This is a genomic window from Paramagnetospirillum sp. (genome assembly GCF_058402745.1).
The window spans coordinates 76,354-97,071 of the sequence record NZ_JBZVFI010000011.1; the positions used below are offsets into that span (position 1 = coordinate 76,354).

Here is a 20,718-nt window from a genome sequence, read left to right on the forward strand (position 1 = left end):
AGGGCGGCCGTCACCGGCAACGTCCGCCACCCGGCCGAGCCCCCCTTCGCGGCGCTCAGGACGACGACAGAACCAGTCCGTCATGTCATCCCGAGACTTGGCGAGGGGTCCTTCACGCCATGGCGGCGGCCGGCATCAGGCGGCGCGGCTGGCCGGGGATTCGGTCAGCAGGGCGTAGAGCGCGTCGGAATTGTCGGTGCCGCGCAGCTTCTCGCACACGCCCTTGTCGCGCAGCAGCCGCGACACCCGGGCCAGGGCCTTCAGATGGTCGGCGCCGGCGGATTCCGGGGCCAGCAGCAAAAAGATCAGGTCCACCGGCTGTTCGTCGATGGATTCGAAGGCGATGGGCTTCTCCAGGCGGGCGAAGACGCCGTACAGGCGCTCCATGGCCGGCAGCTTGCCGTGGGGGATGGCGATGCCGTTGCCCACGCCGGTGGTGCCCAGGCGCTCGCGCTCCAGCAGCACGTCGAAGATGGCCCGCTCGTGCAGGCCGGTAATCTCGGCGGCCTTCCTGGCCAGGTCCTGCAGCGCCTGCTTCTTCGAGGTGGCGCGCAGATTCGGAATGACGGCGGCCGGGCTGATCAGATCGGTGATTTCCATGAATCCACCCTATGAGCGCGGAACGCCTGGTTCCGCTGGGTCTTCACATAACGCGCGCGGGATGCACTCTACCGCGCCAGGCTCCCCGTCCCGTCTCTCCCACGGGGCGGGCGGAAAATAGGCCCCGACTTGTCCGAAGTCAAGCATGGCGGACGGAGGGGCGAATCACATGCCCAGCGACTTCTCGCGCCGGCGCTGGACCGACGAGCCGATGTTCATGGCCTCCCGGTATTTTGCCACCGTCCGGCGGGCGATGTCGATGCCTTCGGCTTTGAGCGCGTCGACGATGGAATCGTCGGACAGCACGCTCTTGCCCTCGCCGTCGATCAGCGCCTTGATGCGGTGGCGGACCGCCTCGGCGGAATGGGCGTCGCCGCCGTCGGCCGAGCCGATGGCCTGGGTGAAGAAATACTTCAGCTCGTATATGCCTCTGGGCGTGGCGATGTACTTGTTGGAGGTGACGCGGCTGACCGTGCTTTCGTGCATGGAGATGGCGGTGGCGATGTCTCTCAGCACCAAGGGCCGCAGGTGCTGGACCCCCAGGCGGAAGAAGGCGTCCTGCTGGCGCACGATCTCGGTGGCCACCTTGAGGATGGTGGTGGCGCGCTGGTGCAGGGACTTGACCAGCCAGTTGGCCGACTGGAAGCGCTCGGAGATGTAGGTCTTGTCGTCCTTGCTGCGCGCCGCTCCGGCGATCTTGGAATAATAGCGGGTGTTGACCAGCACGCGGGGCAGGGTGTCGGAGTTCAGCTCCACCACCCAGGCGCCGTCCTGGGTGCGGCGCATCAGCACGTCGGGAGTGACCGGCTGGGCGACGATATGGTCGAAGGCCAGCGCCGGCTTGGGGTCCAGCGCCTTGATCTCGCCGATCATCTCGGCCAGGTCCTCGGCGTCGACGCCGCAGACCCGCATCAGGCCGGGCAGGTCGCGGCGGGCCAGCAGCTCCAGATTGTCCAAGAGCGCCTGCATGGCGGGGTCCAGGCGGTTCTTCTCGGCCAGCTGCAGCCCCAGGCATTCCTTGAGCGAGCGGGCGAAGACGCCCACGGGGTCGAAGCCCTGGACGCGCCGCAGCACCACTTCCACATGCTGGCGGGTACAGCCCAGCTTTTCCGCCAGTTCATCCAGGTCGCCGATCAGGTAGCCGGCCTCGTCCAGCATCTCGATCAGGTGAAGGGCGATCAGGCGGTCGGCGGGGACCGGGATATCCATGGCCACCTGGGCCGCCAGGTGGTCGCGAAGCGAAATCTCGCCCGCCACCATCTGTTCCAGGTTGGATTCGCCATCGTCGAACCCGCCGCCGCCGCCACCCACATTGCCCCACTGGCCGAGCGATTCGTCCTGGACGGAATCCGACGCGCTGTCGTTGTTGAAGGTGTTGTCGTAATCCACGTCCATGCCGTCCTCGGCCCCGCCGGCGCCCATGCCGTCCAGCAGCGGCGCCTCGGCGGGGGCGGAATCGAGGACGGGAAGGTCGGAAGCGTCGACCTTGGGTTCGGAAGGCTCGGAACCGCGCTCGCCCTCTTCCCGCTCCAGCAGCGGGTTGCGCTCCAGCTCCTGGTCGATGAAGGCGGCCAGCTCGAAATTGGACAATTGCAGCAGCTTGATCGCCTGCTGCAATTGCGGCGTCATCACCAGAGACTGGGTCTGGCGGATATCAAGCCGGGGACCGATGGCCATGGCGGGGCGTTACATGCTGAACCGCTCGCCGAGATAGACGCGCCGCACCCCTTCGTGGGCGACGATCTCGGCGGGGCGGCCCTCCATCAGAACCGCGCCATCGTGCAGGATGTAGGCACGGTCGATGAGGTCCAGGGTCTCGCGCACATTGTGGTCGGTGATCAGCACCCCGATGCCGCGATGCTTGAGATGGGCGACCAGATCGCGAATGTCCGACACGGCGATGGGGTCGATGCCGGCCAGCGGCTCGTCCAGCAGGATGAAGTGCGGGCGGCAGGCAAGCGCCCGGGCGATCTCGACGCGGCGGCGCTCGCCACCCGACAGCGCCATGGCCGGAGCGCGGCGCAGATGGCTGATGGAAAACTCGGCCAGCAGGCTTTCCAGGTCGTGCTGGCGGCGTTCCTGGTCGGCCTCCACCACCTCGAGCACCGCCATGATGTTGCCCTCCACCGAAAGCCCTCTGAAGATGGAGGCCTCCTGCGGCAAGTAGCCGATGCCCAGCCGGGCCCGGCGGTACATGGGCAGGTCGGTGATCTCGGTGCCGTCCAGCAGGATGGAGCCGACATCGGGGTTGATCAGGCCGGTGATACAGTAGAAGCAGGTGGTCTTGCCGGCGCCGTTGGGACCCAGCAGGCCCACCGCCTCGCCCCGCTGCACGGCGATCGAGACGTCGCGCAGCACGGGACGGCCCTTGAAGCTCTTGCCCAGGTTGCGGGCCACCAGGCCGGGATTGTCGGCCACCAGACGCGGTCCGGAAGCAATCGGGGATACGGCGCCGAGCGGTGACCCTGGCTTGATGCTTTTCATCGTCCCCCCGATCCGGACGCCGGCACGTTGCCGGTGAAGCCCGCCTTGCCCGGCGGCTCGCCCTTATCGCCTCTTTTTTGCGGAATGAACATGCCCTGAACCCTTTGCCCGCTTTCGGCGGCGCCGGCGGCGGTGGGGAACAGCTTGCTGACCCCGGTGTTGAGGTTCACGTGCGCCCATCCCCCTTCCAGCTGATTGCCGCCTTCACGGCTGATCTTAACCGAACCGGAGACGGTGGCGATACCGGTTTCGGCGTTGTAGTCGCCCCTCTCGCCGGTCACCGTCTCGCTCTTGGACTGGATCACCACGTGGCCGTAGGCGTCGGCGCGCTGCAGTTCCAGGCCGCCGCCGTCATCCGGGGTGTTGCCCGATTGCGCCGGCTTGGCGCCCGTCCTGGGTTGCGTGGCGGACTTGTCCTTGAAATGGGCGGTCAGCACGTCGCCCTTCAGCGTCTTTTCGCCCTGCTGGGTGGCGACGGCGTCGCCGCGCAGCACCGCCATCTTCTTCAGCTCCCAGTATTCCAGGCTTTCGGTGGCGGTGAAGGTGTCGGTGGGGGTGACCAGCTTGGCCGGGGCGCCCTTCAGCACGAAGATGGACTTGTCCAGGTCGTAGATGGCCTTGTGGCCGGTGGCGGTGTCCTTGGGGGAACGGATGACCACGTTGCCGTCGGCGTCCAGGCGCCAGATCTCGTCGCCGTTGGCCCCCTTGCGGTAATGGGCGGTCAGCACGTCGGCGTCCACGGTCATGGTGCCGCGCACGGCGTGGGCGTTGCCGCGCGCGATGACCCGCAATTCCTCGGAATGCCATTCGATGCCGTTGTCGGCGTAGACCTGGATCTGCTGGTCGCCGGACTTGCTCATCTCGAAGCCCTGGGCGGCTGCCGGGCGGGGGGCCGCCGCCAGGAGGGCCACGAGAACCAGCGGTATCAGAGCGGGCGGCTTCATCGCGTCTTGGCTCCCTTGCTCCGGCCCTTGTCCTGGGCCTTGTGGCTGACGGCGCGCAGGTTCAGCTGCGACTTGCCGGTGAAGGTGATGTCGTGGCTCTTGCCGGTGATCTCGAAGCCGGCCGAGCGGATGGCGCCCTGCGGCCCGTGGCCTTCCACCGGCTCGAAGCCCCGCGCCGAATTGGTGGCCAGTTCCACCGTGGCGGTGGGGGTGTGAATCTCGTAGCCGGTATCGTGGTAGAGGTTCACGCCGCCCGACAGCTCCAGCACCTTGGTGGACTGATGATAGATGCCCGCCACGGAATCCACCACGATATTGGCTCCCGACGACGAGGTGAAATCGGCCTTGGGATTGACCAGGTGGATGAGGTCGGGCTTGCCGGGCAGCTGGGTGGCGCTGTCGGCGGTGACCGCGAAGGGTCGGTTGGCGTCGCTGATGCCGAAATAGCGGGCGTTCTGCATCACCAGGGTATCGACCGACTTGGGCGACAGATTGGCGAAGCCCAGCTTGAAGCCGCCTTCCATCTGCGACAGCTTGGGCCACACCACCACCAGGCCCAGCAGCAGGGCGGCCAGGGCGGGCAGGGCGATCTTCATCACCGAGACGAAATGGGAGTGGTCGGCGAAGGGTCCCCGGCGCGGCCCCCTCTGGCGCCGTCCGGACGGGTGGCGCTCTTGGGGGGGCAGGGAGTCGCTGTCGGCGCGCAGGCTCATGCCAGCCCGGCCCTCAGGCAGTCGTGGACGTGCAGCACGCCCACCGGGCGTCCGTCGCCCTCCACCACGAACAGGCTGGTGATGGACCGCGCGTTCATCTGGCGCAGCGCCTCGGCGGCCAGCAGGTTGGGCGGCACGGTGCGGGGCGAGGCGGTCATCACCTCACGGGCCTTGGCGGTCAGCAGATCGGGGCTCATGTGGCGGCGCAGATCGCCGTCGGTGAGGATGCCGGCCAACCGGCCCTCGCCATCCACCACGCCGGCGCAGCCCAGACTCTTGGCGGTCATCACCAGCAGCACGTCGGCCATGGCGGTCTCGGCGCCCACCAGGGGCAGGCCGTCGCCGCCATGCATCAGGTCCGAGACCTTGAGCAGGCGCTGGCCCAATTGCCCGCCGGGATGGAAGACCTTGAAGTCGGCGGCGGTGAAGCCCTTGCGCTCCAGCAGGGTCACCGCCAGGGCGTCGCCCAGCGCCAGCATCATGGTGGTCGAGGTGGTGGGGGCGAGACCCATGGGGCAGGCCTCGGGATTGGCGGGCAGCACCAGGGCGACGTCGGCGGCGGTGGCGAGCGTCGAGCCGTCGCGCGACGTGATGCCGATCAGCCCGATGCCGAAGCGCCTCGTATAGGCGATGATGTCGCCCAGTTCCGGCGTCTCGCCCGAATTGGACAGCGCCACCACGGAATCGTCGCGGGTCACCATGCCGAGATCGCCGTGGCTGGCCTCGGCCGGGTGGACGTAGAAGGCGGGACAGCCGGTGGAGGCCAGGGTGGCGGCGATCTTGCGCCCCACATGGCCGCTCTTGCCCATGCCGGTGACGATGACCCGACCCGGCGCGCCCTCGATCAGGGTGACGGCCTTGAGGAAGGGGCCGTCCAGGCTCGCCGCCAGGGAATCCAGCGCGCGGGCCTCGGTGTCGAGAACCCGGCGGGCGGTGGCGAGGGCATCGGAATCGGCGGTCATCGATACATCCGGTCAAACTGATCCGTTCCCCGCCCTTGGCGGCGAGGGTGCATAACTATACGCAACGGCCCGGTGACGGAAAGGCAAAACGAAGCCGGTTGGTCCGTTTCGTGCATTCCGGCCCGGCGGCCGAGGGGGTGACCTGGGTGGATACGCCTTCTTTACCCGTCATGGCCGGGTTTGCCCCGGCCATCCATGGACCCCCGGATCAAGTCCGGGGGTGACGGCAAGGAAAGGGCTGAAAAATCAATGCGAGAAGATGTCTTCCGCGTCCCAGCCGGCCAGATCCAGCTCGGCGCGGTCGGGCAGGAAGGAGAAGCAGGCCTCGGCCAGGGCGCGGCGGCCCTCGCGGTCCAGCAGGATTTCGAAGCGGTCCTTGAGCTGGTGCAGGTAGAGCACGTCCGACGCGGCATAGGCCAGCTGGTCGGCGGAAAGCTCGGGCGCGCCCCAGTCCGAGCTTTGCTGCAGCTTGGACAGGTCGACGCCCAGGAATTCCTTGCACAGCGTCTTGAGGCTGTGGCTCTCGGTGTTGGTCCGGGTGAGCCGCGAGGCGATCTTGGTGCAGAACACCGGATTGCAGCGCACGCCCAGGTAACGCCGCAGCATGGCCACGTCGAAGCGGGCGAAGTGGAACAGCTTGGTCACCGACGGGTCGGACAGCATGCGGACCAGGTTGGGCGAGTTCCACTCGGGCCTGGGATAGTGCACCACATGGGCGTCGCCGTCGCCGGCCGAGAGCTGCACCACGCACAGGCGGTCGCGGCTCAGGTTGAGGCCCATGGTCTCGGAATCGATGGCGACCAGCTTGCCGAGATCGAGGCCGTCGGGGAGGTCGTTCTTGTGGTAGAAAACGGTCACGGAGCCGCTCCTTCTGATCCCCGGCTGGGGGAGGGCGGCTCCGCGTCCGATGTGTCCATCAGCTAGACCGCGCCGCGGTTAAGAGATGGTGCCCAGGAGAAGACTCGAACTTCCACGACATCACTGCCACACGGACCTGAACCGTGCGCGTCTACCAATTCCGCCACCTGGGCAGGTAGCTCCCGGACCGCCTCAGCCGTCCGAGGCGCGAAGAAATATTCGAGGCGACGGGCGGTGTCAACGATGTTTTTTCGCCCCGATCCGCTTTTTTGCGCCCGGCCCCGCGCCCTTTACACCCGGCCGGCTTATGGGCTAGCTTCCGACCCAAAGATTTAGCCTTGTTTGGGCAGGGGCGGCACCGATGCCGCCGAACGAATGGAGGGACGGCATGGCACGGCGCGTGGTCACGGTGTTCGGAGGTTCGGGCTTCATCGGCAGGAACGTGGTCAAGCGCCTCGCCGCCCAGGGCTGGGTGGTGCGCGCCGCGGTCCGGGACCCCATCGCCGCCGAGTTTCTGAAGCCCATGGGCGACGTGGGTCAGGTGACGCCGCTGCGCGCCGACATCACCGACCCCAAGTCGGTGGCCATGGCGGTGGCCGGCGTGGACGCGGTGGTCAACCTGGTGGGCATTCTCTACGAGAGCGGCCGGGCCACCTTCGACGCCATCCACGTCAAGGGCGCCGCCAACGTGGCGCAGGCGGCCAAGGCGGCGGGCGCCACCCGGCTGGTCCACATGTCGGCGCTGGGCGCCGACAAGAATTCCGAGGCCGCCTACGCCCGTTCCAAGGCCCTGGGCGAGGAGGCGGTGCTGGCCGCCTTCCCCGGCGCCTCGATCGTGCGCCCCTCGGTGGTGTTCGGCCCCGACGACGATTTCTTCAACCGCTTCGGCAAGATGGCCATGGTGTCGCCGGTGTTGCCGGTGTTCACCGGTGACGGATTCAAGCCGGTATGCGGCGAATCGGGCTGTTCCATCGACCTGTTCGGCTCGGGCGGCCCCATCTTCCAGCCGGTCAGCGTCTCCGACGTGGCCCAGGCCATCGTCTCCATGCTCGACGATCCCCGCCATGCCGGCAAGACCTTCGAACTGGGCGGCCCGCGCCGCTACACCATGAAGGAGGTCATGGAACTGGTGAATGCCTCCACCGGCCTCGACCGCCTGCTGGTGCCGCTGCCCTTCGGCCTGGGCATGCTGCAGGCCACCTTCCTGCAGATGCTGCCCAAGCCCATGCTGACCAAGGATCAGGTGCGGATGATGAAGGTGGACAACGTGGTCCGGGGCGGCAAGCCGGGCCTGACCGAGTTGGGCATCACGCCGACCTCGGCCGAGGCGATCCTGCCGCTCTACATGAAGCGCTACGGCAAGCATCTTCCGCCGGGCCGCGATCAGGCCGCCTGAGGCCGCCAACGCGGCGGCATCGGCAACGTCCGCGCGACGTCGTCAATGCACGCTCATGGGCTCCATCTCGTGCTGGACGATGGCGGCGAAGGCGGTGTCGCGCGACGGCGCCGCGCCGATCACCGTGCCATCGGCGGCATGGATGGACCAGCCGCCCTGGCCGTTGTTGTCCTCGTGCTTGAAATAGGCGACGGCCGGCAGGCCCCAATTGAGGAAGTCGGTGGCGCTCATCAGGTGGTGGCCCGCGATGACGGGCTTGTTGTCCATGGTCTTCATGTTCAGACCTCCCTCTTCTGGCCGGTTCTGGCCCGGGACGGGGCCGACGGGGCATCGTCGGCGGAAACGGTGATGGTATGGGGGGCCTCGCCCGCCCGCCCGATGGGAATGGTGCGGACCTTGGGCTCCGGCACCCGGCGGATCAGGTCCACGTGCAGCAATCCATTGTCCAGCGACGCGCCCATCACTTCCATGCCGTCGGCCAGCAGGAAGGCCCGCTGGAACTGCCTGGAGGCGATGCCGCGATGGATGAAGACGCGGCTGCCCTCGTCATCGGCCTGCCGGCCGCGGATGACCAGCTGGTTGTCCTCCAGCGCCACCGACAGGTCGTCCCACGAGAACCCGGCCACCGCGAGCGTGATGCGCAGGCCGTTCTCGGAAATCTGTTCGATGTTGTAGGGCGGATAGCCCTCGGGCGAGGACTTGGAAATACGGTCGAGCAGCCGGTCGAAATGATCGAAGCCGAGCAGCAGCGGGGAATTGAACGCGGACAAACGGGACATGATCTTCGTCCTCCTCGGGCATGAGCGAGTACGCCAAGGAAGGGCCCGACCATCGGCACCCTTCGACATATTATCTTGGGGGGAATTAAAGGATCGTCAAGCGAAGCGGGGGAAATGGAGCCGTTTCCCCTGGATCCCGGCTCGAAGCCGGGATGACGGTTCAGGCCTCACCAGCCCTTCCTGAGGCCGCCCACCAGGTCGACGTAGTCGTGCTCCACGTCGGGCGAGATCAATCCGTGGCGGATCAGGAAGTCGATGATCACCAGATTGACGTTGAACTTGAACTCGTCGGTATCCTTGACCAGACGCGCCACCTCCTCCACCGGCATCAGGGTGAAGCCCTGGAGTTCGCCGTCGGTGTTGCGCGGCGTGAAGCCCTCGGGGACCTCCAGGTCGTAGCAGAACATCACGTCGGGCTTGAGGCCCCACTCGTCCTCCAGGCAATAGGCGACGGCGCCCACCGGCCGTGCCGTGGCGGCCAGCGCCGCCGGGATGTCGGCCTCCTCGGCCGCTTCCTTGATCAGGTTGTCCGCCAGCGACAGGTCGCTGGGCTGGCCGCCCGCCACCATGTTGTCCAGCTTGCCCGGCGCCACGCTCTTGTCCTTGGCGCGCCGGCCGATCCACAGGTGAAGACCGTCGGGACGGCGCACCAGGCCGTTGACGTGGACGCCGTAGGCGCGGATGCCGAACAGGCTGACCACGCCCCGGTCGATGCTCATCAGGGCCGGATCGCCGAAGCGGGCCGACACCCGGTAGCGCTCGCCCCGCAGCCTGGGCGTGCCCCACTCCTCGGCCAGTTCGCGGGCCACCTCGTCGATGGCGTTGCCGCGCGCCTCGGGCGTGGCGAGCGCCGGGTGGAGGCTGACCCCCTCGACGGACACCCGGAAGGCCTCGGGGAAAGCGGCGAGCCGATGGGCCACGTCGTGGCGGATCCAGCCGACCCACTTGCCCTCCACCGAGAACGGCCGGAACTTGGCCAGGTCGTGACGGTTGCAGGTGCGGATGTGGTCGAGGAAGGCCATGGTCGGGCTCCGGCGGAAGACGCGCCAGGGTGCAGAAGCCGCCTCCAAAGGTCAAGGCCGCCCGCCATTTAAGAAATGTTCATATGAGGCCTCCACCCTCTATTCTCTTTGCGGGAAAAGCGGTAAAAGAGACGCATGAGGACCCTTTACCATCACCCGCTCTGCCCCTTCTCGCGCCTCGTGCGCGTCGTGCTCGCCGAGAAGAAGCTGGATGTCGAGCCCCGGATCGAAAAGACCTGGGAGCGCCGGCCCGAGTTTCTCGCCCTCAATCCGGCCGGACTATTGCCCGTGCTGGTCGAGGAGGACGGCGCCGCCCTGAGCGACGCCACCGCCATCGTCGAGTACCTGGAGGAGACCAGCCGCGAGACGCCGCTGCTGCCCGCCGAACCCCTGGCCCGCGCCGAGGTACGGCGCCTGGTGGCCTGGTTCGGAAGCAAGTTCCACGCCGAGGTCACCGACCATCTGGTGGGCGAGAAGGTGTTCAAGCGCCTGGAATCAGGCAGGAACGAGCCCGATTCGCGCCGCATCCGCGCCGGCTACGCCCATATCCACCAGCATCTGGACTATGTGGGCAGCCTGGCCGAGCGCCACGGCTATCTGGCCGGCGGCGTGTTCACCCTGGCCGACATCGCCGCCGCCGCGCAGATTTCCGCCGTGGATTACCTGGGCGACGTGCCGTGGGACCAGCACGCCCCGGCCAAGGACTGGTACGCCCGCGTCAAGTCGCGTCCCAGCTTCCGCGCGCTGCTGGCCGACCACCTGCCCGGCCTGCCCCCGCCCCGGCATTACGCCAACCCGGATTTCTAGCTAGAACATCAGGCTGCCCAGGGCCGCCGCTCCGAACACCATCAGCATGGCGCCCGACAGGTGGTTGAACAGCCGCATGCGCTCGGGCGTGAAGCGGTTGCGCGCCGCCGAGGCCAGGGCGGCCAGGGTCAGCCACCAGAGCGCCGAACCGGCGAAGATTCCCGCCACCAGCAGGATTGTCGGCATGCCCAGGCCGGGGCGGCCCATGGGGCCGAGGGCGGCGAACACGCCCGCCACGCCGAAGATGGTGCCGGGATTGGTGATGGTGATGGCGAAGGTGGACAGGAAGTCCCGCGCCATGCCCGGCCCCTTTCCCGGCTCCGCCTCCACCGCCACCGCCGCCGAGCGCCAGGTGTGGAGTCCGAGGCCCAGCATGAAGACGCCGCCGACCACCTTCAGCATCATCATCTGGCCGTCGATGAAGCTCATCACCGCCCCGATGCCGAAGGCCGCCACCGCTCCGAACAGGGAATCGGCCACCGCCGCCCCCAGCCCGGCGACGAAGGCGGCCAGCCGTCCGTCGGCCAGCGCCTTCCTGATGCACAGGATGCCCACCGGCCCGATGGGCGCGGCGATGGCGAAACCTATGGCGATTCCGCGCAGGAATGGGATGACGGAGTCCACCGGATGACCTTCGACGGGAAACGGGGCGCCAGGAAAGACCAAAACCTCGCCCCAGGCAACAGCCGCGATCTCACCCCGCCCGCTCTGGAGGGCGTGGCGGGGAGCGATTCCCGTTATGCGAAATTAGACTCAGACACACGTTTCCTTTTCAGCCGCAAACATCTATAAATGCATCCTTTGGTTCGCAAGCCCTGAAAAAGTGATCGCATTATAGTGGCTACCTGGAGGAATGACCGATGATTCTGGGTCCCGTCATCAACGTGGCGATCGGACTGATCGCCATCTTCGCGCTGATGGCCCTGGTGGTGAGCGGCACCACCTCGGCCCTGACCTCGTTCCTGAACACGGCAGGCACGTCCCTGGCCAGCGCCGTGAAGAACCTGCTCAACGATCCCGCCGGCAAGGGTCTGGCCGCCCTGGTCCTCAAGCATCCCCAGGTGACGCCCCTGGTGGTCCCGGGCGCGACCGAGGCGCCGATCCAGCGCGGCAAGCTTCCCACCAATATCGAGCCCGGCAAATTCGCCCTGGCGCTGATTCAATCGGTTCAGCTGAAGCAGGGACTGGCACCGCTGGAGCTGAAACAGGCGCTCGACGCCGTCCCCGATGCCCAGATCAAGGGCATGCTGTCCCAGCTCTACACCCAGGTCGATGGTGATCTGACCAAGCTGGAAGCGGAGCTTTCCGGCTGGTTCGACAATGCCATGAAGCATCTGAGCGCCGCCTATGCCAGCAAGATGCGCATGTGGACCTTCGTGATCGCCGTCATCCTGGCGGTGGTCTTCAACGTGGATGCCCTCCACGTGGCCCGCGGCATCTGGGCCAGCCCGGAACTGGTCGGGCAACTGGCCGGCGTCCAGGGCGTGGACGCCGACGCCTTCGCCGCCATGAAGCAGCTGGCGGCGGGCGGCTTCCCCGTGGGCTGGACCCCGGAGCGCATCGCCGCGCTTCAGGCCAAGGGAGGATGGCTGCAAGTGCTGACCATGATTCCCGGATGGCTGTGCACCGCCGCCGCCTCCATGCTGGGAGCGCCGTTCTGGTTCGACCTGCTGAAGAAGCTGCGCAGCGCCGCCGCCCCGGCGGCGGCGGTGGCCCCGGCCCCGGCCCCGGCCCCGGCCAAGTAGGACCGGCGCCGGACTATCCCTTGACCGGCAGTGGCGGAAAGAACCGGGTGGGCAGGGCGATCTCGTCCTGCCCCGCCACCAGCGCCAGTTCCCGCCCGCCCGTCGCCCGGGTCCTCTCCAGCACGCCGTACAGGCTGGACACCGCCATGGACAGGGCCTCGGGCAGGTCGCGCCCCTTGAGCAGATGGGCCAGCAGCAGCGCCGACAGGGTGTCGCCGCCGCCATTGGGCGGCGTGGCGAAGCGCAGGCGGGGCGTGCGCACCATCCAGGCTCCCTCGCCGTTCACCGCCAGACAGCCGATCATCCCCTCGCCCGCCGGCAGACTGGTGGTGACCACCGCCCGGGTGCCCCGCTCCATCAGCAGACGCGAGGCCGCAAGGGCGTCATCGGCGGTGTCGATGGGCCGACCGGTCAGCATTCCAAGCTCGAAACGGTTGGGCGTGGCGATGTCGGCCAGGGGAGCCAAGGTGTCGGCGAAGACTTCCGGAATGCCCTCGGCGACGTAAAGCCCCCCGTCCTCGTCGCCCATCACCGGGTCGCAGACATAAAGGGCGGCGGGATGGAGGTGGCGCAGGCGGCGCACCGCCTCGGCCACCACCTCGCCGGTCCCGGCCAGCCCCAGATAGCCGGACAGCACCGCGCCGAACGAGGACAGCAGCCCGGCCGCCTCCAGCCCGTCCACCACGTCGCCGAGCGATCGGGCCGGATGGGCTCCGCCCCGCCAGGCGCCGTAGCCGGGATGGTTGGAGAACTGCACGGTATCCACCGGGCACGCCTCCAGCCCCAGGCGCTGCAGGGCGAAGATGGCGGCGGAATTGCCCACGTGCCCGAAGGTCACCGCCGATTGGAAAGAAAGAATCTTCATGTCCAGGCCGGTATAGACGATGCAATGTTGCGCCGCAACCGGACCATCGGGTAGTCTGCGCAGCCTTTTGTCACTTTGTCGGAGTTTCGTCCATGGCGACCACCGCGCGGCCCCGCCGTTCCGTCCTCTACATGCCCGGTTCCAATCCGCGCGCCCTGGAAAAGGCCCGGACGCTTCCCGCCGACGGCCTGATCCTCGACCTGGAGGACGCGGTCGCCCCCGATGCCAAGGAAGAGGCCCGCAAGCAGGTTGTGGATGCGGTGAAGGCCGGCGGCTACGGCGCCCGCGAGCTGCTGGTGCGCGTCAACTCGCTGGCCACCCCCTGGGGCCAGGCCGACGTGGCCGCCGCCGCCGCGTCGGGCGCCCATGCCGTGCTGATCCCCAAGGTGGAAAGCGCCGACACCGTGCGTCAGGTCGAAGCCATCATGGCCGCCAACGGCGCCCCCGCCGACATGGCCATCTGGTGCATGATGGAGACGCCGCGCGGCATGCTGAAGGCCGAGGAGATCGCCGGGTCCACCCCGCGCATGGGCGGCTTCGTCATGGGCACCTCGGATCTGGCCAAGGACCTGCACTGCGCCCATACCCGCGACCGCCTGCCCATGATCACCTCCCTGGGCCTGTGCCTGCTGGCGGCGCGCGCCTATGGCCTGGCGGCGCTGGACGGCGTCTATCTCGACCTCAACGACGACGAGGGCTTCGCCCATTCCTGCCAGCAGGGCCTCGAACTGGGCTTCGACGGCAAGACCCTGATCCACCCCAAGACCATCGACGCCGCCAACCGGGTCTTCGCCCCGGCGGAGAGGGAGATCGAGTGGTCGAAGAAGATCATCGCCGCCCACGCCGAAGCCTCGGCCGCCGGCAAGGGCGTGGTGGTGGTCGACGGCAAGCTGATCGAGAACCTGCACGTGGAGAACGCGCGGCGCATCGTGGCGCTCGCCGACCAGATCGCCGCCATGGCGGCCGCCTGACACCCTCCCCGTTTCACCCCGTCATGCCCGGACTTGATCCGGGCATCCATGGACCCCCGGGTCAAGCCCGGGGGTGACGAAAATAAAAGGGTCCCGCAATGACCAAGACCAACGCCGGCAATTTCTTCGAGGATTTCCGCCTCGGCCAGGTGATCAACCACGCCACGCCGCGCACCGTCACCAGCGGCGACGTGGCCATGTACACCGCGCTCTACGGCTCGCGCTTCGCCGTCAATTCCTCGGCCGAGTTCGCCAGGTCCATCGGGCTGGCCGCCGAGAGCATGGGCCACATCGCCCCCGTGGACGACCTGCTGGCCTTCCACGTGGTGTTCGGCAAGACCGTCCCCGACATCAGCCTCAACGCCGTGGCCAACCTGGGCTATGCCGTCGGCCGCTTCGGCGAGATGGTCTATCCCGGCGACACCATCACCACCACCTCGACGGTGATCGGGCTCAAGGAAAACTCCAACAAGCAGACCGGCGTGGTCTATGTCCGCTCGGTGGGCACCAACCAGCTCCACGAGATGGTGGTGGAATACGTGCGCTGGGTGATGGTGCGAAAGCGCGACCAGAACGCCCCCGTCGCCGAGGAGAAGGTGCCGGACCTCGCCGCTTCCGTCGCCGCCGCCGATCTGGTGATCCCCGAGGGCCTGAAGCTGGCCGCCTACGACACCACCCTGGCCGGCAGCCCGCATCTGTGGGACGACTACGCGGTGGGCGAGAAGATCGACCATGTGGACGGCATGACCATCGAGGAAGCCGAGCACATGATGGCCACCCGCCTGTGGCAGAACACCGCCAAGGTCCACTTCAACCAGTACACCGAGGGCCAGGGCCGCTTCGGCCGCCGCCTGATCTATGGCGGCCACATCATCAGCCTAGCCCGCGCCCTCTCCTTCAACGGGCTGGGCAACGCCTTCAAGATCGTCGCCATCAACGGCGGCCGCCACACCAACCCCACCTTCGCCGGCGACACCATCCACGCCTGGACCGAGGTGCTGGAAAAGATCGAGGTGCCCGGCCGCAAGGACGTCGGCGCGCTGCGCCTGCGCCTGGTCGCCACCAAGAACCAGCCCTGCGCCGCCTTCCCCTTCAAGGCGGAAAACGGCAAGGACTTCGACCCCGCCGTGGTGCTGGACTTCGACTACACGGTGCTGATGCCCCGGAAGAAGTAATACCAAACTGCGATGAGCGCCACTCATCGCAATTTGGTTAGGCCCAAAGGGCCGCGCCGCTTATGCGGCGGGAGCCAAGGGCGCTCGCGCCCGCCCGGCGATTGAGGGCGATGCGCTGATCGGTTCCGATCAGTGCGTCTTGGTATAAGGCGGGATGGATGATGCGAGGGGATTCGTCCCCTCGCGCTTCCCCAATCCATCTCCCCACCCGATCGCCGCCATCTGATAAAAGCGCTTCACCCCAGGCATTTGGCCGTATCACACTCACCTCGGTGTTCGGCCCTACTCCCTCCGGGTAGGATTTCCCGCCGGAAAGTGTGGTCCCTATCGTTGACTCCGAGGGCTCGAGGGGCTAAACACCTACACCGCATCGCCGCAAAGGGCCGATACAAGGCCTTCGTCGTCCGTATTTCAGGGGCTATTGCCATGACAACGCGCACCCGGCCGCTTTCGCCTCACGTTCAGGTTTACAGGATGCCGTTCACCGCCATCCTGTCCATCAGCCACCGCATCACCGGCGTGGCTCTCGCGGTCGGCACGATCGTGCTGGCGTACTGGCTGGCCTCGGCCGCCTATGGCCCCGCCGCCTATGCCAGCGCCCAGGCGTTGCTCGGCTCGTGGCTGGGCAAGCTGGTGCTGTTCGGCTGGACCGGCGCCCTGTTCTATCACCTGTGCAACGGCATCCGTCACCTGTTCTGGGACAAGGGCCGTGGCTTCGAGATCGCCGAGGCCGACAAATCGGGCCGCATGGTCGTGGGCGCCGCCGCCGCGCTGACCCTGCTGGCCTGGATCTTCGGCCTGTAATCGGGAGCGCCCACAATGAGCCTCGAATCCCCTGTCGGCCGCGCCCGCGGCCTCGGTTCCGCCAAGGAAGGCGCCGGCCACTGGATCGCCCAGCGCGTCACCGCCATCTTCCTGATCCCCCTGTCGCTGTGGTTCGCCGTCTCCGTGATCGGCCTGTCGCACGCCGACTACGCCACCTTCAAGGCGTGGATGGCCAAGCCCGGCAATTCCTCGCTGCTGCTGCTCACCGTTCTCACGGTGCTGTACCACGCCCAGCTGGGCCTGCAGGTGGTGATCGAGGACTACGTCCACTGCGACTGCAAGAAGGTCGCGGCCCTGGTCGGGTCCAAGCTGGTCATCGCCTTCCTCGCCGTCTTCATGACGGTGTCGATCCTCAAAGTCGCGATTGGAGCCTGACGTCATGGCCGCCTACAAGATCATCGACCACACCTACGACGTGGTGGTTGTCGGCGCCGGTGGCGCCGGCCTGCGCGCCACCATGGGCATGGGTCAGGCCGGCTTCAAGACCGCCTGCATCACCAAGGTGTTCCCCACCCGCTCCCACACCGTGGCCGCCCAGGGCGGCATCGGCGCCTCGCTCGGCAACATGGCCGAGGATACCTGGCAGTGGCACATGTACGACACCGTCAAGGGGTCGGACTGGCTGGGCGACCAGGACGCCATCGAGTACATGTGCCGCGAGGCCGTGCCGGCCGTGCATGAGCTGGAACACTTCGGCGTGCCCTTCTCGCGCACTCCCGAGGGCAAGATCTACCAGCGCCCGTTCGGCGGCCACATGTCCAATTTCGGCGAGAAGCCGGTGCAGCGCGCCTGCGCCGCCGCCGACCGCACCGGACATGCCATCCTGCACACCCTGTATTCCCAGTGCCTGAAGCACCAGTGCGAGTTCTTCATCGAGTACTTCGCCCTGGACCTGATCATGGATGCCGACGGCACCTGTCGCGGCGTGGTGGCCTGGAACCTGGACGACGGCACGCTGCACCGCTTCCGCGCCCATCAGGTGGTGCTGGCCTCGGGCGGCTATGGCCGCGCCTACTTCTCCTGCACCTCGGCCCACACCTGCACCGGCGACGGCCACGGCATGGTGACCCGCGCCGGCCTGCCGCTGCAGGACATGGAGTTCGTGCAGTTCCACCCCACCGGCATGTACGGTTCGGGCTGCCTGATCACCGAGGGCGCCCGCGGCGAGGGCGGCTACCTGACCAACTCCGCCGGCGAGCGCTTCATGGAGCGTTACGCCCCCACCGCCAAGGACCTGGCGTCCCGTGACGTGGTGTCGCGCGCCATGACCATGGAAATCCGCGAAGGCCGCGGCGTGGGCAAGGACAAGGACCACATCTTCCTGCACCTGGAGCACCTGGGCGCCGAGACCCTGGAGCTGCGCCTGCCCGGCATCACCGAGACCGCCAAGATCTTCACCGGCGTCGACGTGACCAAGGCCCCGGCCCCCGTGCTGCCCACCGTCCACTACAACATGGGCGGCATCCCCACCAACCTGCACGGCGAAGTGCTGCGTCCCACCAAGGACAATCCCGACGCCACGGTGCAGGGCCTGATGGCCATCGGCGAGGCCGCCTGCGTGTCGGTGCACGGCGCCAACCGCCTGGGCACCAACTCGCTCTTGGACATCGTGGTGTTCGGCCGCGCCGCCGCGCTGCACGCCGCCAAGATCCTCAAGCCCGGCACGCCGCACAAGCCCCTGCCCAAGGACGGCTCGGACCTGGCGGTGTCGCGCTTCGACCGTCTGCGCAACGCCTCCGGCTCCATGCATACCAGCGAAATCCGCCTGGCCATGCAGAAGACCATGCAGATGGACGCGGCGGTGTTCCGCACCTCCAAGTCGCTTGCCGAGGGCTGCCAGAAGATGGGCGAGGTGGCCTCCACCCTGCCGCAGATCAAGATCAACGACCGCTCCACCGTGTGGAACTCGGATCTGGTCGAGGCTCTCGAGCTCGAGAACCTGATGGACTGCGCGCTCGCCACCATCGTCGGCGCCGAAGCCCGCCACGAAAGCCGCGGCGCCCACGCCCACGAGGATTACCCCGAGCGTGACGACGTCGAGTGGCAGAAGCACACCCTGGCCACCGTCAAGGACGGCAAGGTGACCCTGGATTACCGTCCGGTGCACACCTACACGCTGACCGACGAGGTCGAGTACATCAAGCCGCAGAAGCGCGTGTACTAAGGAAGGGTAAGGAGAACGCACATGGTTGATTTCGCCCTGCCCGCCAACTCGCGGGTCCAGCCCGGCAAGGTCTACAAGGCCACTGGCGCCAAGAACGTCAAGGTCTTCAAGATCTACCGCTATGACCCCGATTCCAACGCCAACCCGCGGCTGGACAGCTACGAGGTTGACCTCGACGCCTGCGGCCCCATGGTCCTGGACGCCCTGCTGAAGATCAAGAACGAGATCGACTCGACCTTGACCTTCCGCCGCTCGTGCCGTGAAGGCATCTGCGGTTCGTGCGCCATGAACATCGACGGCACCAACACGCTGGCCTGCCTGAAGCCCATCGAGGACATCAAGGGCGACGCGGCCATCTATCCACTGCCGCACATGCCGGTGGTCAAGGACCTGATCCCCGACCTGACCCTGCCCTACGCCCAGTTGGCCTCCATCAAGCCCTGGATGCAGACCCAGACCGCTCCGCCCCCCGACGGCGAGCGGCTGCAGAGCCCGGAAGAGCGCGAGAAGCTCGACGGCCTGTGGGAATGCATCCTGTGCTTCTGCTGCCAGACCAGCTGCCCCAGCTACTGGTGGAACGGCGACCGCTATCTCGGCCCGTCGGTGCTGCTGCAGGCCGCCCGCTGGATTCTCGACACCCGCGACGAGATGACCGGCGAGCGTCTGGACGCGCTTGAGGACCCCTTCAAGCTCTACCGCTGCCACACCATCATGAACTGCACCAAGACCTGCCCCAAGGGCCTCAATCCCGCCAAGGCCATCGGTGCCATCAAGGAAAAGATCGCCGAGCGCCGCCTCTGACGCGGACTTGACGGTCGGACAGACGAAAGGGGCGGCTCCCATGGGAGCCGCCCCTTTTCCGTTCCGCTCACTCCCCTGCGGCCTGTCCCTTGCCCCGGCGCTCGCGCTCCCAGGCCTTGACCTGGGAACTGGAGAACGGATCGACCAGGGAACCGTCGGCCATGCGCATCTCGGGGTCGTAGCAGTAATAATTGGCGCGATGGGGAACGGTCAGGCGGCACTGCCACTTGATCTCATCGCTCAGAATGGCCTTTAGGCCGTAAACCTCGCAGGCCTCGGCGGCCAGGCGGTCGCGTTCGGCCCTCGTGGTGTCGCCGCCGTAGCAGACGCTGACCTGCCCGTCATAGCCGGGGAGTTTCTGCTTCTTGATGGACCTGCCCATCTCGCGGCGATCGACGAATGCCTCGCCCATGGAGCAGCCGCCCAGCAGCGCGGCCAGCAAGACGAAGGCGGTAGTGCGGAGGACATGCATCAGGGGGGCCCATGGAAACCGGGGAAGCGCCCCCATTGTTTAAACCAACTCCCCTCTTTTGGGAACATTCCTGCGCCAGGGACGTTGTCACTGGAACCACTCGAGGCTATTCTCGGGGAAATGGCGTCTACCCCTGGGGTGGGAAAGAGGAGTAGGTCTATGTCCGACGGCAAGAAATTCCGGCTGGTTACCCGCAGCGACTTCGACGGTCTGGTCTGCGCGGTGCTGCTGAAGCAGCTCGATCTCATCGACGACATCAAGTTCGTCCATCCCAAGGACATGCAGGACGGCATCATCGAGATCGGACCGAAGGACATCACCACCAACCTGCCCTTTGTGGAGGGCGTGCACATCGCCTTCGACCACCACCTGTCCGAGACCATCCGGGTGGGCAAGAAGGAGAACCACGTCATCGAGGCCGAGGCCCCCTCGGCCGCCCGCGTCGTCTATAACTACTACGGCGGCGCCAAGGTGTTCCCGGCCGCCTGGGACGAGATGATGGCGGCGGTGGACCAGGGCGATTCCGCCCAGTACTCGCTGGACGAGATTCTCAACCCCACCGGCTGGACGCTGCTGAACTACATCATGGACGCCCGCACCGGCCTGGGCCGCTTCCGCGAGTTCCGGGTGTCCAACTACCAGCTGATGATGGACCTGATCGATTACTGCCGGAACCACAACATCGACCAGATCCTCGCCCTGCCCGACGTCAAGGAACGCACCGACATCTATTTCGAGCACGCCGAGAAGTTCAAGGATCAGATCAAGCGCTGCTCCACCGTCCACAAGAACCTGGTGGTGCTGGACCTGCGCGGCGAGGAGACCATCTTCGCCGGCAACCGCTTCATGATCTACGCGCTGTACCCGGAGACCAACATCTCCATCCACGTGCTGTGGGGCGTGAAGAAGCAGAACACCGTCTTCGCCATCGGCAAGTCCATCGTCAACCGCTCGTCCAACACCAATGTGGGCGAGCTGTGCCTGAAATACGGCGGCGGCGGCCACATGAACGCCGGCACCTGCCAGGTGGACAACGCCGTGTGCGACAAGGCACTGGGCGACATCATCGCCAAGATCAACGCCGACGGCTGAACGGCCCCGGCCTTCATCACCGGGCGGGAGGCGACTCCCGCCC

General features: G+C 67.0%; 23 protein-coding genes and 1 tRNA gene. 10 read left to right on the plus strand and 14 right to left on the minus strand.

What is annotated here, in order from left to right; genetic code table 11:
• Nucleotides 1-135: 135 nt before the first annotated feature.
• The 8 genes from ptsN to ACV4UZ_RS08510 form a co-directional block, all read right to left on the minus strand.
• Nucleotides 136-600, minus strand: a complete 465-nt coding sequence (gene ptsN, locus ACV4UZ_RS08475) for a PTS IIA-like nitrogen regulatory protein PtsN (protein WP_491600456.1) — start codon at nt 598-600, stop codon at nt 136-138.
• 165 nt (nt 601-765) lie between these two features.
• Complete coding sequence (gene rpoN, locus ACV4UZ_RS08480; protein WP_491600457.1) at nt 766-2,277, minus strand: RNA polymerase factor sigma-54; 1,512 nt, start codon at nt 2,275-2,277, stop codon at nt 766-768.
• A gap of 9 nt (nt 2,278-2,286) precedes the next feature.
• A complete protein-coding gene (gene lptB, locus ACV4UZ_RS08485; protein WP_491600458.1) occupies nt 2,287-3,084 on the minus strand; it encodes an LPS export ABC transporter ATP-binding protein in 798 nt (265 codons plus the stop codon).
• The gene (locus tag ACV4UZ_RS08490; protein ID WP_491600459.1) at nt 3,081-4,028 is read right to left on the minus strand and encodes an LptA/OstA family protein; all 948 of its coding nucleotides are present in this window, start codon (nt 4,026-4,028) and stop codon (nt 3,081-3,083) included. The genes lptB and ACV4UZ_RS08490 overlap by 4 nt, the downstream gene beginning before the upstream one ends.
• A complete protein-coding gene (gene lptC / locus ACV4UZ_RS08495) occupies nt 4,025-4,741 on the minus strand; it encodes an LPS export ABC transporter periplasmic protein LptC (protein ID WP_491600460.1) in 717 nt (238 codons plus the stop codon). The genes ACV4UZ_RS08490 and lptC overlap by 4 nt, the downstream gene beginning before the upstream one ends.
• A complete protein-coding gene (locus ACV4UZ_RS08500) occupies nt 4,738-5,703 on the minus strand; it encodes a KpsF/GutQ family sugar-phosphate isomerase (protein WP_491600461.1) in 966 nt (321 codons plus the stop codon). The genes lptC and ACV4UZ_RS08500 overlap by 4 nt, the downstream gene beginning before the upstream one ends.
• A gap of 246 nt (nt 5,704-5,949) precedes the next feature.
• Nucleotides 5,950-6,561 carry a ribonuclease D gene (locus tag ACV4UZ_RS08505; protein ID WP_491600462.1) on the minus strand — a complete coding sequence of 204 codons (612 nt, stop codon included), beginning with the start codon at nt 6,559-6,561 and terminating at the stop codon, nt 5,950-5,952.
• An 86-nt stretch (nt 6,562-6,647) separates the two neighbouring features.
• Nucleotides 6,648-6,734, minus strand: a tRNA-Leu gene (locus ACV4UZ_RS08510).
• Between the two features lie 215 nt (nt 6,735-6,949).
• On the opposite strand from ACV4UZ_RS08510, the gene ACV4UZ_RS08515 reads away from it, so the two are divergent.
• Complete coding sequence (locus tag ACV4UZ_RS08515) at nt 6,950-7,957, plus strand: complex I NDUFA9 subunit family protein (RefSeq protein WP_491600463.1); 1,008 nt, start codon at nt 6,950-6,952, stop codon at nt 7,955-7,957.
• Nucleotides 7,958-7,999: 42 nt separating this feature from the next.
• Here the strand turns inward: ACV4UZ_RS08515 and ACV4UZ_RS08520 are convergent, their stop codons facing one another.
• The 3 genes from ACV4UZ_RS08520 to ACV4UZ_RS08530 all read right to left on the minus strand — a co-directional run bounded on the left by ACV4UZ_RS08520 (nt 8,000) and on the right by ACV4UZ_RS08530 (nt 9,758).
• Nucleotides 8,000-8,233 (minus strand): DUF1150 family protein, encoded by a 234-nt coding sequence (locus ACV4UZ_RS08520; protein WP_491600464.1) that lies wholly within the window; start codon nt 8,231-8,233, stop codon nt 8,000-8,002.
• Nucleotides 8,234-8,235: 2 nt separating this feature from the next.
• On the minus strand, nt 8,236-8,736 hold the full coding sequence (locus ACV4UZ_RS08525) for an Hsp20 family protein (RefSeq protein ID WP_491600465.1): 501 nt from the start codon (nt 8,734-8,736) through the stop codon (nt 8,236-8,238).
• Between the two features lie 167 nt (nt 8,737-8,903).
• Nucleotides 8,904-9,758: a DUF4743 domain-containing protein gene (locus tag ACV4UZ_RS08530; RefSeq protein WP_491600466.1), complete on the minus strand. Its 855-nt coding sequence runs from the start codon at nt 9,756-9,758 to the stop codon at nt 8,904-8,906.
• A 135-nt stretch (nt 9,759-9,893) separates the two neighbouring features.
• Here ACV4UZ_RS08530 and ACV4UZ_RS08535 point away from each other — a divergent pair, with 135 nt between their 5' ends.
• Nucleotides 9,894-10,565: a glutathione S-transferase family protein gene (locus ACV4UZ_RS08535; protein ID WP_491600467.1), complete on the plus strand. Its 672-nt coding sequence runs from the start codon at nt 9,894-9,896 to the stop codon at nt 10,563-10,565.
• On the opposite strand, the gene ACV4UZ_RS08540 is transcribed toward ACV4UZ_RS08535, so the two are convergent.
• Nucleotides 10,566-11,189 carry a LysE family translocator gene (locus ACV4UZ_RS08540; protein ID WP_491600468.1) on the minus strand — a complete coding sequence of 208 codons (624 nt, stop codon included), beginning with the start codon at nt 11,187-11,189 and terminating at the stop codon, nt 10,566-10,568.
• 236 nt (nt 11,190-11,425) lie between these two features.
• On the opposite strand from ACV4UZ_RS08540, the gene ACV4UZ_RS08545 reads away from it, so the two are divergent.
• Entirely contained in the window at nt 11,426-12,310 is an 885-nt protein-coding gene (locus tag ACV4UZ_RS08545; RefSeq protein ID WP_491600469.1) for a hypothetical protein, read from the plus strand.
• A gap of 13 nt (nt 12,311-12,323) precedes the next feature.
• Here ACV4UZ_RS08545 and pdxY read toward each other — a convergent pair whose 3' ends face one another.
• Nucleotides 12,324-13,175: a pyridoxal kinase PdxY gene (gene pdxY / locus ACV4UZ_RS08550; protein ID WP_491600470.1), complete on the minus strand. Its 852-nt coding sequence runs from the start codon at nt 13,173-13,175 to the stop codon at nt 12,324-12,326.
• Nucleotides 13,176-13,267: 92 nt separating this feature from the next.
• Here pdxY and ACV4UZ_RS08555 point away from each other — a divergent pair, with 92 nt between their 5' ends.
• The 6 genes from ACV4UZ_RS08555 (at nt 13,268) to ACV4UZ_RS08580 (ending at nt 19,111) form a co-directional block, all read left to right on the plus strand.
• Entirely contained in the window at nt 13,268-14,146 is an 879-nt protein-coding gene (locus ACV4UZ_RS08555) for an HpcH/HpaI aldolase/citrate lyase family protein (RefSeq protein ID WP_491600471.1), read from the plus strand.
• A gap of 98 nt (nt 14,147-14,244) precedes the next feature.
• Entirely contained in the window at nt 14,245-15,321 is a 1,077-nt protein-coding gene (locus ACV4UZ_RS08560; protein ID WP_491600472.1) for a MaoC family dehydratase, read from the plus strand.
• 426 nt (nt 15,322-15,747) lie between these two features.
• Entirely contained in the window at nt 15,748-16,125 is a 378-nt protein-coding gene (gene sdhC, locus ACV4UZ_RS08565) for a succinate dehydrogenase, cytochrome b556 subunit (RefSeq protein ID WP_491600473.1), read from the plus strand.
• Nucleotides 16,126-16,140: 15 nt separating this feature from the next.
• The gene (gene sdhD, locus ACV4UZ_RS08570; RefSeq protein WP_491600474.1) at nt 16,141-16,521 is read left to right on the plus strand and encodes a succinate dehydrogenase, hydrophobic membrane anchor protein; all 381 of its coding nucleotides are present in this window, start codon (nt 16,141-16,143) and stop codon (nt 16,519-16,521) included.
• 4 nt (nt 16,522-16,525) lie between these two features.
• Nucleotides 16,526-18,310 carry a succinate dehydrogenase flavoprotein subunit gene (gene sdhA, locus ACV4UZ_RS08575; RefSeq protein ID WP_491600475.1) on the plus strand — a complete coding sequence of 595 codons (1,785 nt, stop codon included), beginning with the start codon at nt 16,526-16,528 and terminating at the stop codon, nt 18,308-18,310.
• A gap of 21 nt (nt 18,311-18,331) precedes the next feature.
• Nucleotides 18,332-19,111: a succinate dehydrogenase iron-sulfur subunit gene (locus tag ACV4UZ_RS08580; RefSeq protein WP_491600476.1), complete on the plus strand. Its 780-nt coding sequence runs from the start codon at nt 18,332-18,334 to the stop codon at nt 19,109-19,111.
• A 67-nt stretch (nt 19,112-19,178) separates the two neighbouring features.
• On the opposite strand, the gene ACV4UZ_RS08585 is transcribed toward ACV4UZ_RS08580, so the two are convergent.
• Entirely contained in the window at nt 19,179-19,583 is a 405-nt protein-coding gene (locus tag ACV4UZ_RS08585; protein WP_491600477.1) for a hypothetical protein, read from the minus strand.
• 159 nt (nt 19,584-19,742) lie between these two features.
• Between ACV4UZ_RS08585 and ACV4UZ_RS08590 the strand changes: the two genes are divergently transcribed.
• Nucleotides 19,743-20,675, plus strand: a complete 933-nt coding sequence (locus tag ACV4UZ_RS08590) for an exopolyphosphatase (RefSeq protein WP_491600478.1) — start codon at nt 19,743-19,745, stop codon at nt 20,673-20,675.
• The last annotated feature ends 43 nt before the right edge of the window (nt 20,676-20,718 follow it).

Bases quoted from the DNA above. Each gene is read 5' to 3' on its own strand.
- ptsN (WP_491600456.1), bottom strand. From the start codon at position 600: ATGGAAATCACCGATCTGATCAGCCCGGCCGCCGTCATTCCGAATCTG.
- rpoN (WP_491600457.1), bottom strand. From the start codon at position 2,277: ATGGCCATCGGTCCCCGGCTTGATATCCGCCAGACCCAGTCTCTGGTG.
- lptB (WP_491600458.1), bottom strand. From the start codon at position 3,084: ATGAAAAGCATCAAGCCAGGGTCACCGCTCGGCGCCGTATCCCCGATT.
- ACV4UZ_RS08490 (WP_491600459.1), bottom strand. From the start codon at position 4,028: ATGAAGCCGCCCGCTCTGATACCGCTGGTTCTCGTGGCCCTCCTGGCG.
- lptC (WP_491600460.1), bottom strand. From the start codon at position 4,741: ATGAGCCTGCGCGCCGACAGCGACTCCCTGCCCCCCCAAGAGCGCCAC.
- ACV4UZ_RS08500 (WP_491600461.1), bottom strand. From the start codon at position 5,703: ATGACCGCCGATTCCGATGCCCTCGCCACCGCCCGCCGGGTTCTCGAC.
- ACV4UZ_RS08515 (WP_491600463.1), top strand. From the start codon at position 6,950: ATGGCACGGCGCGTGGTCACGGTGTTCGGAGGTTCGGGCTTCATCGGC.
- ACV4UZ_RS08520 (WP_491600464.1), bottom strand. From the start codon at position 8,233: ATGAAGACCATGGACAACAAGCCCGTCATCGCGGGCCACCACCTGATG.
- ACV4UZ_RS08525 (WP_491600465.1), bottom strand. From the start codon at position 8,736: ATGTCCCGTTTGTCCGCGTTCAATTCCCCGCTGCTGCTCGGCTTCGAT.
- ACV4UZ_RS08530 (WP_491600466.1), bottom strand. From the start codon at position 9,758: ATGGCCTTCCTCGACCACATCCGCACCTGCAACCGTCACGACCTGGCC.
- ACV4UZ_RS08535 (WP_491600467.1), top strand. From the start codon at position 9,894: ATGAGGACCCTTTACCATCACCCGCTCTGCCCCTTCTCGCGCCTCGTG.
- ACV4UZ_RS08545 (WP_491600469.1), top strand. From the start codon at position 11,426: ATGATTCTGGGTCCCGTCATCAACGTGGCGATCGGACTGATCGCCATC.
- pdxY (WP_491600470.1), bottom strand. From the start codon at position 13,175: ATGAAGATTCTTTCTTTCCAATCGGCGGTGACCTTCGGGCACGTGGGC.
- ACV4UZ_RS08555 (WP_491600471.1), top strand. From the start codon at position 13,268: ATGGCGACCACCGCGCGGCCCCGCCGTTCCGTCCTCTACATGCCCGGT.
- ACV4UZ_RS08560 (WP_491600472.1), top strand. From the start codon at position 14,245: ATGACCAAGACCAACGCCGGCAATTTCTTCGAGGATTTCCGCCTCGGC.
- sdhC (WP_491600473.1), top strand. From the start codon at position 15,748: ATGACAACGCGCACCCGGCCGCTTTCGCCTCACGTTCAGGTTTACAGG.
- sdhD (WP_491600474.1), top strand. From the start codon at position 16,141: ATGAGCCTCGAATCCCCTGTCGGCCGCGCCCGCGGCCTCGGTTCCGCC.
- sdhA (WP_491600475.1), top strand. From the start codon at position 16,526: ATGGCCGCCTACAAGATCATCGACCACACCTACGACGTGGTGGTTGTC.
- ACV4UZ_RS08580 (WP_491600476.1), top strand. From the start codon at position 18,332: ATGGTTGATTTCGCCCTGCCCGCCAACTCGCGGGTCCAGCCCGGCAAG.
- ACV4UZ_RS08585 (WP_491600477.1), bottom strand. From the start codon at position 19,583: ATGCATGTCCTCCGCACTACCGCCTTCGTCTTGCTGGCCGCGCTGCTG.
- ACV4UZ_RS08590 (WP_491600478.1), top strand. From the start codon at position 19,743: ATGTCCGACGGCAAGAAATTCCGGCTGGTTACCCGCAGCGACTTCGAC.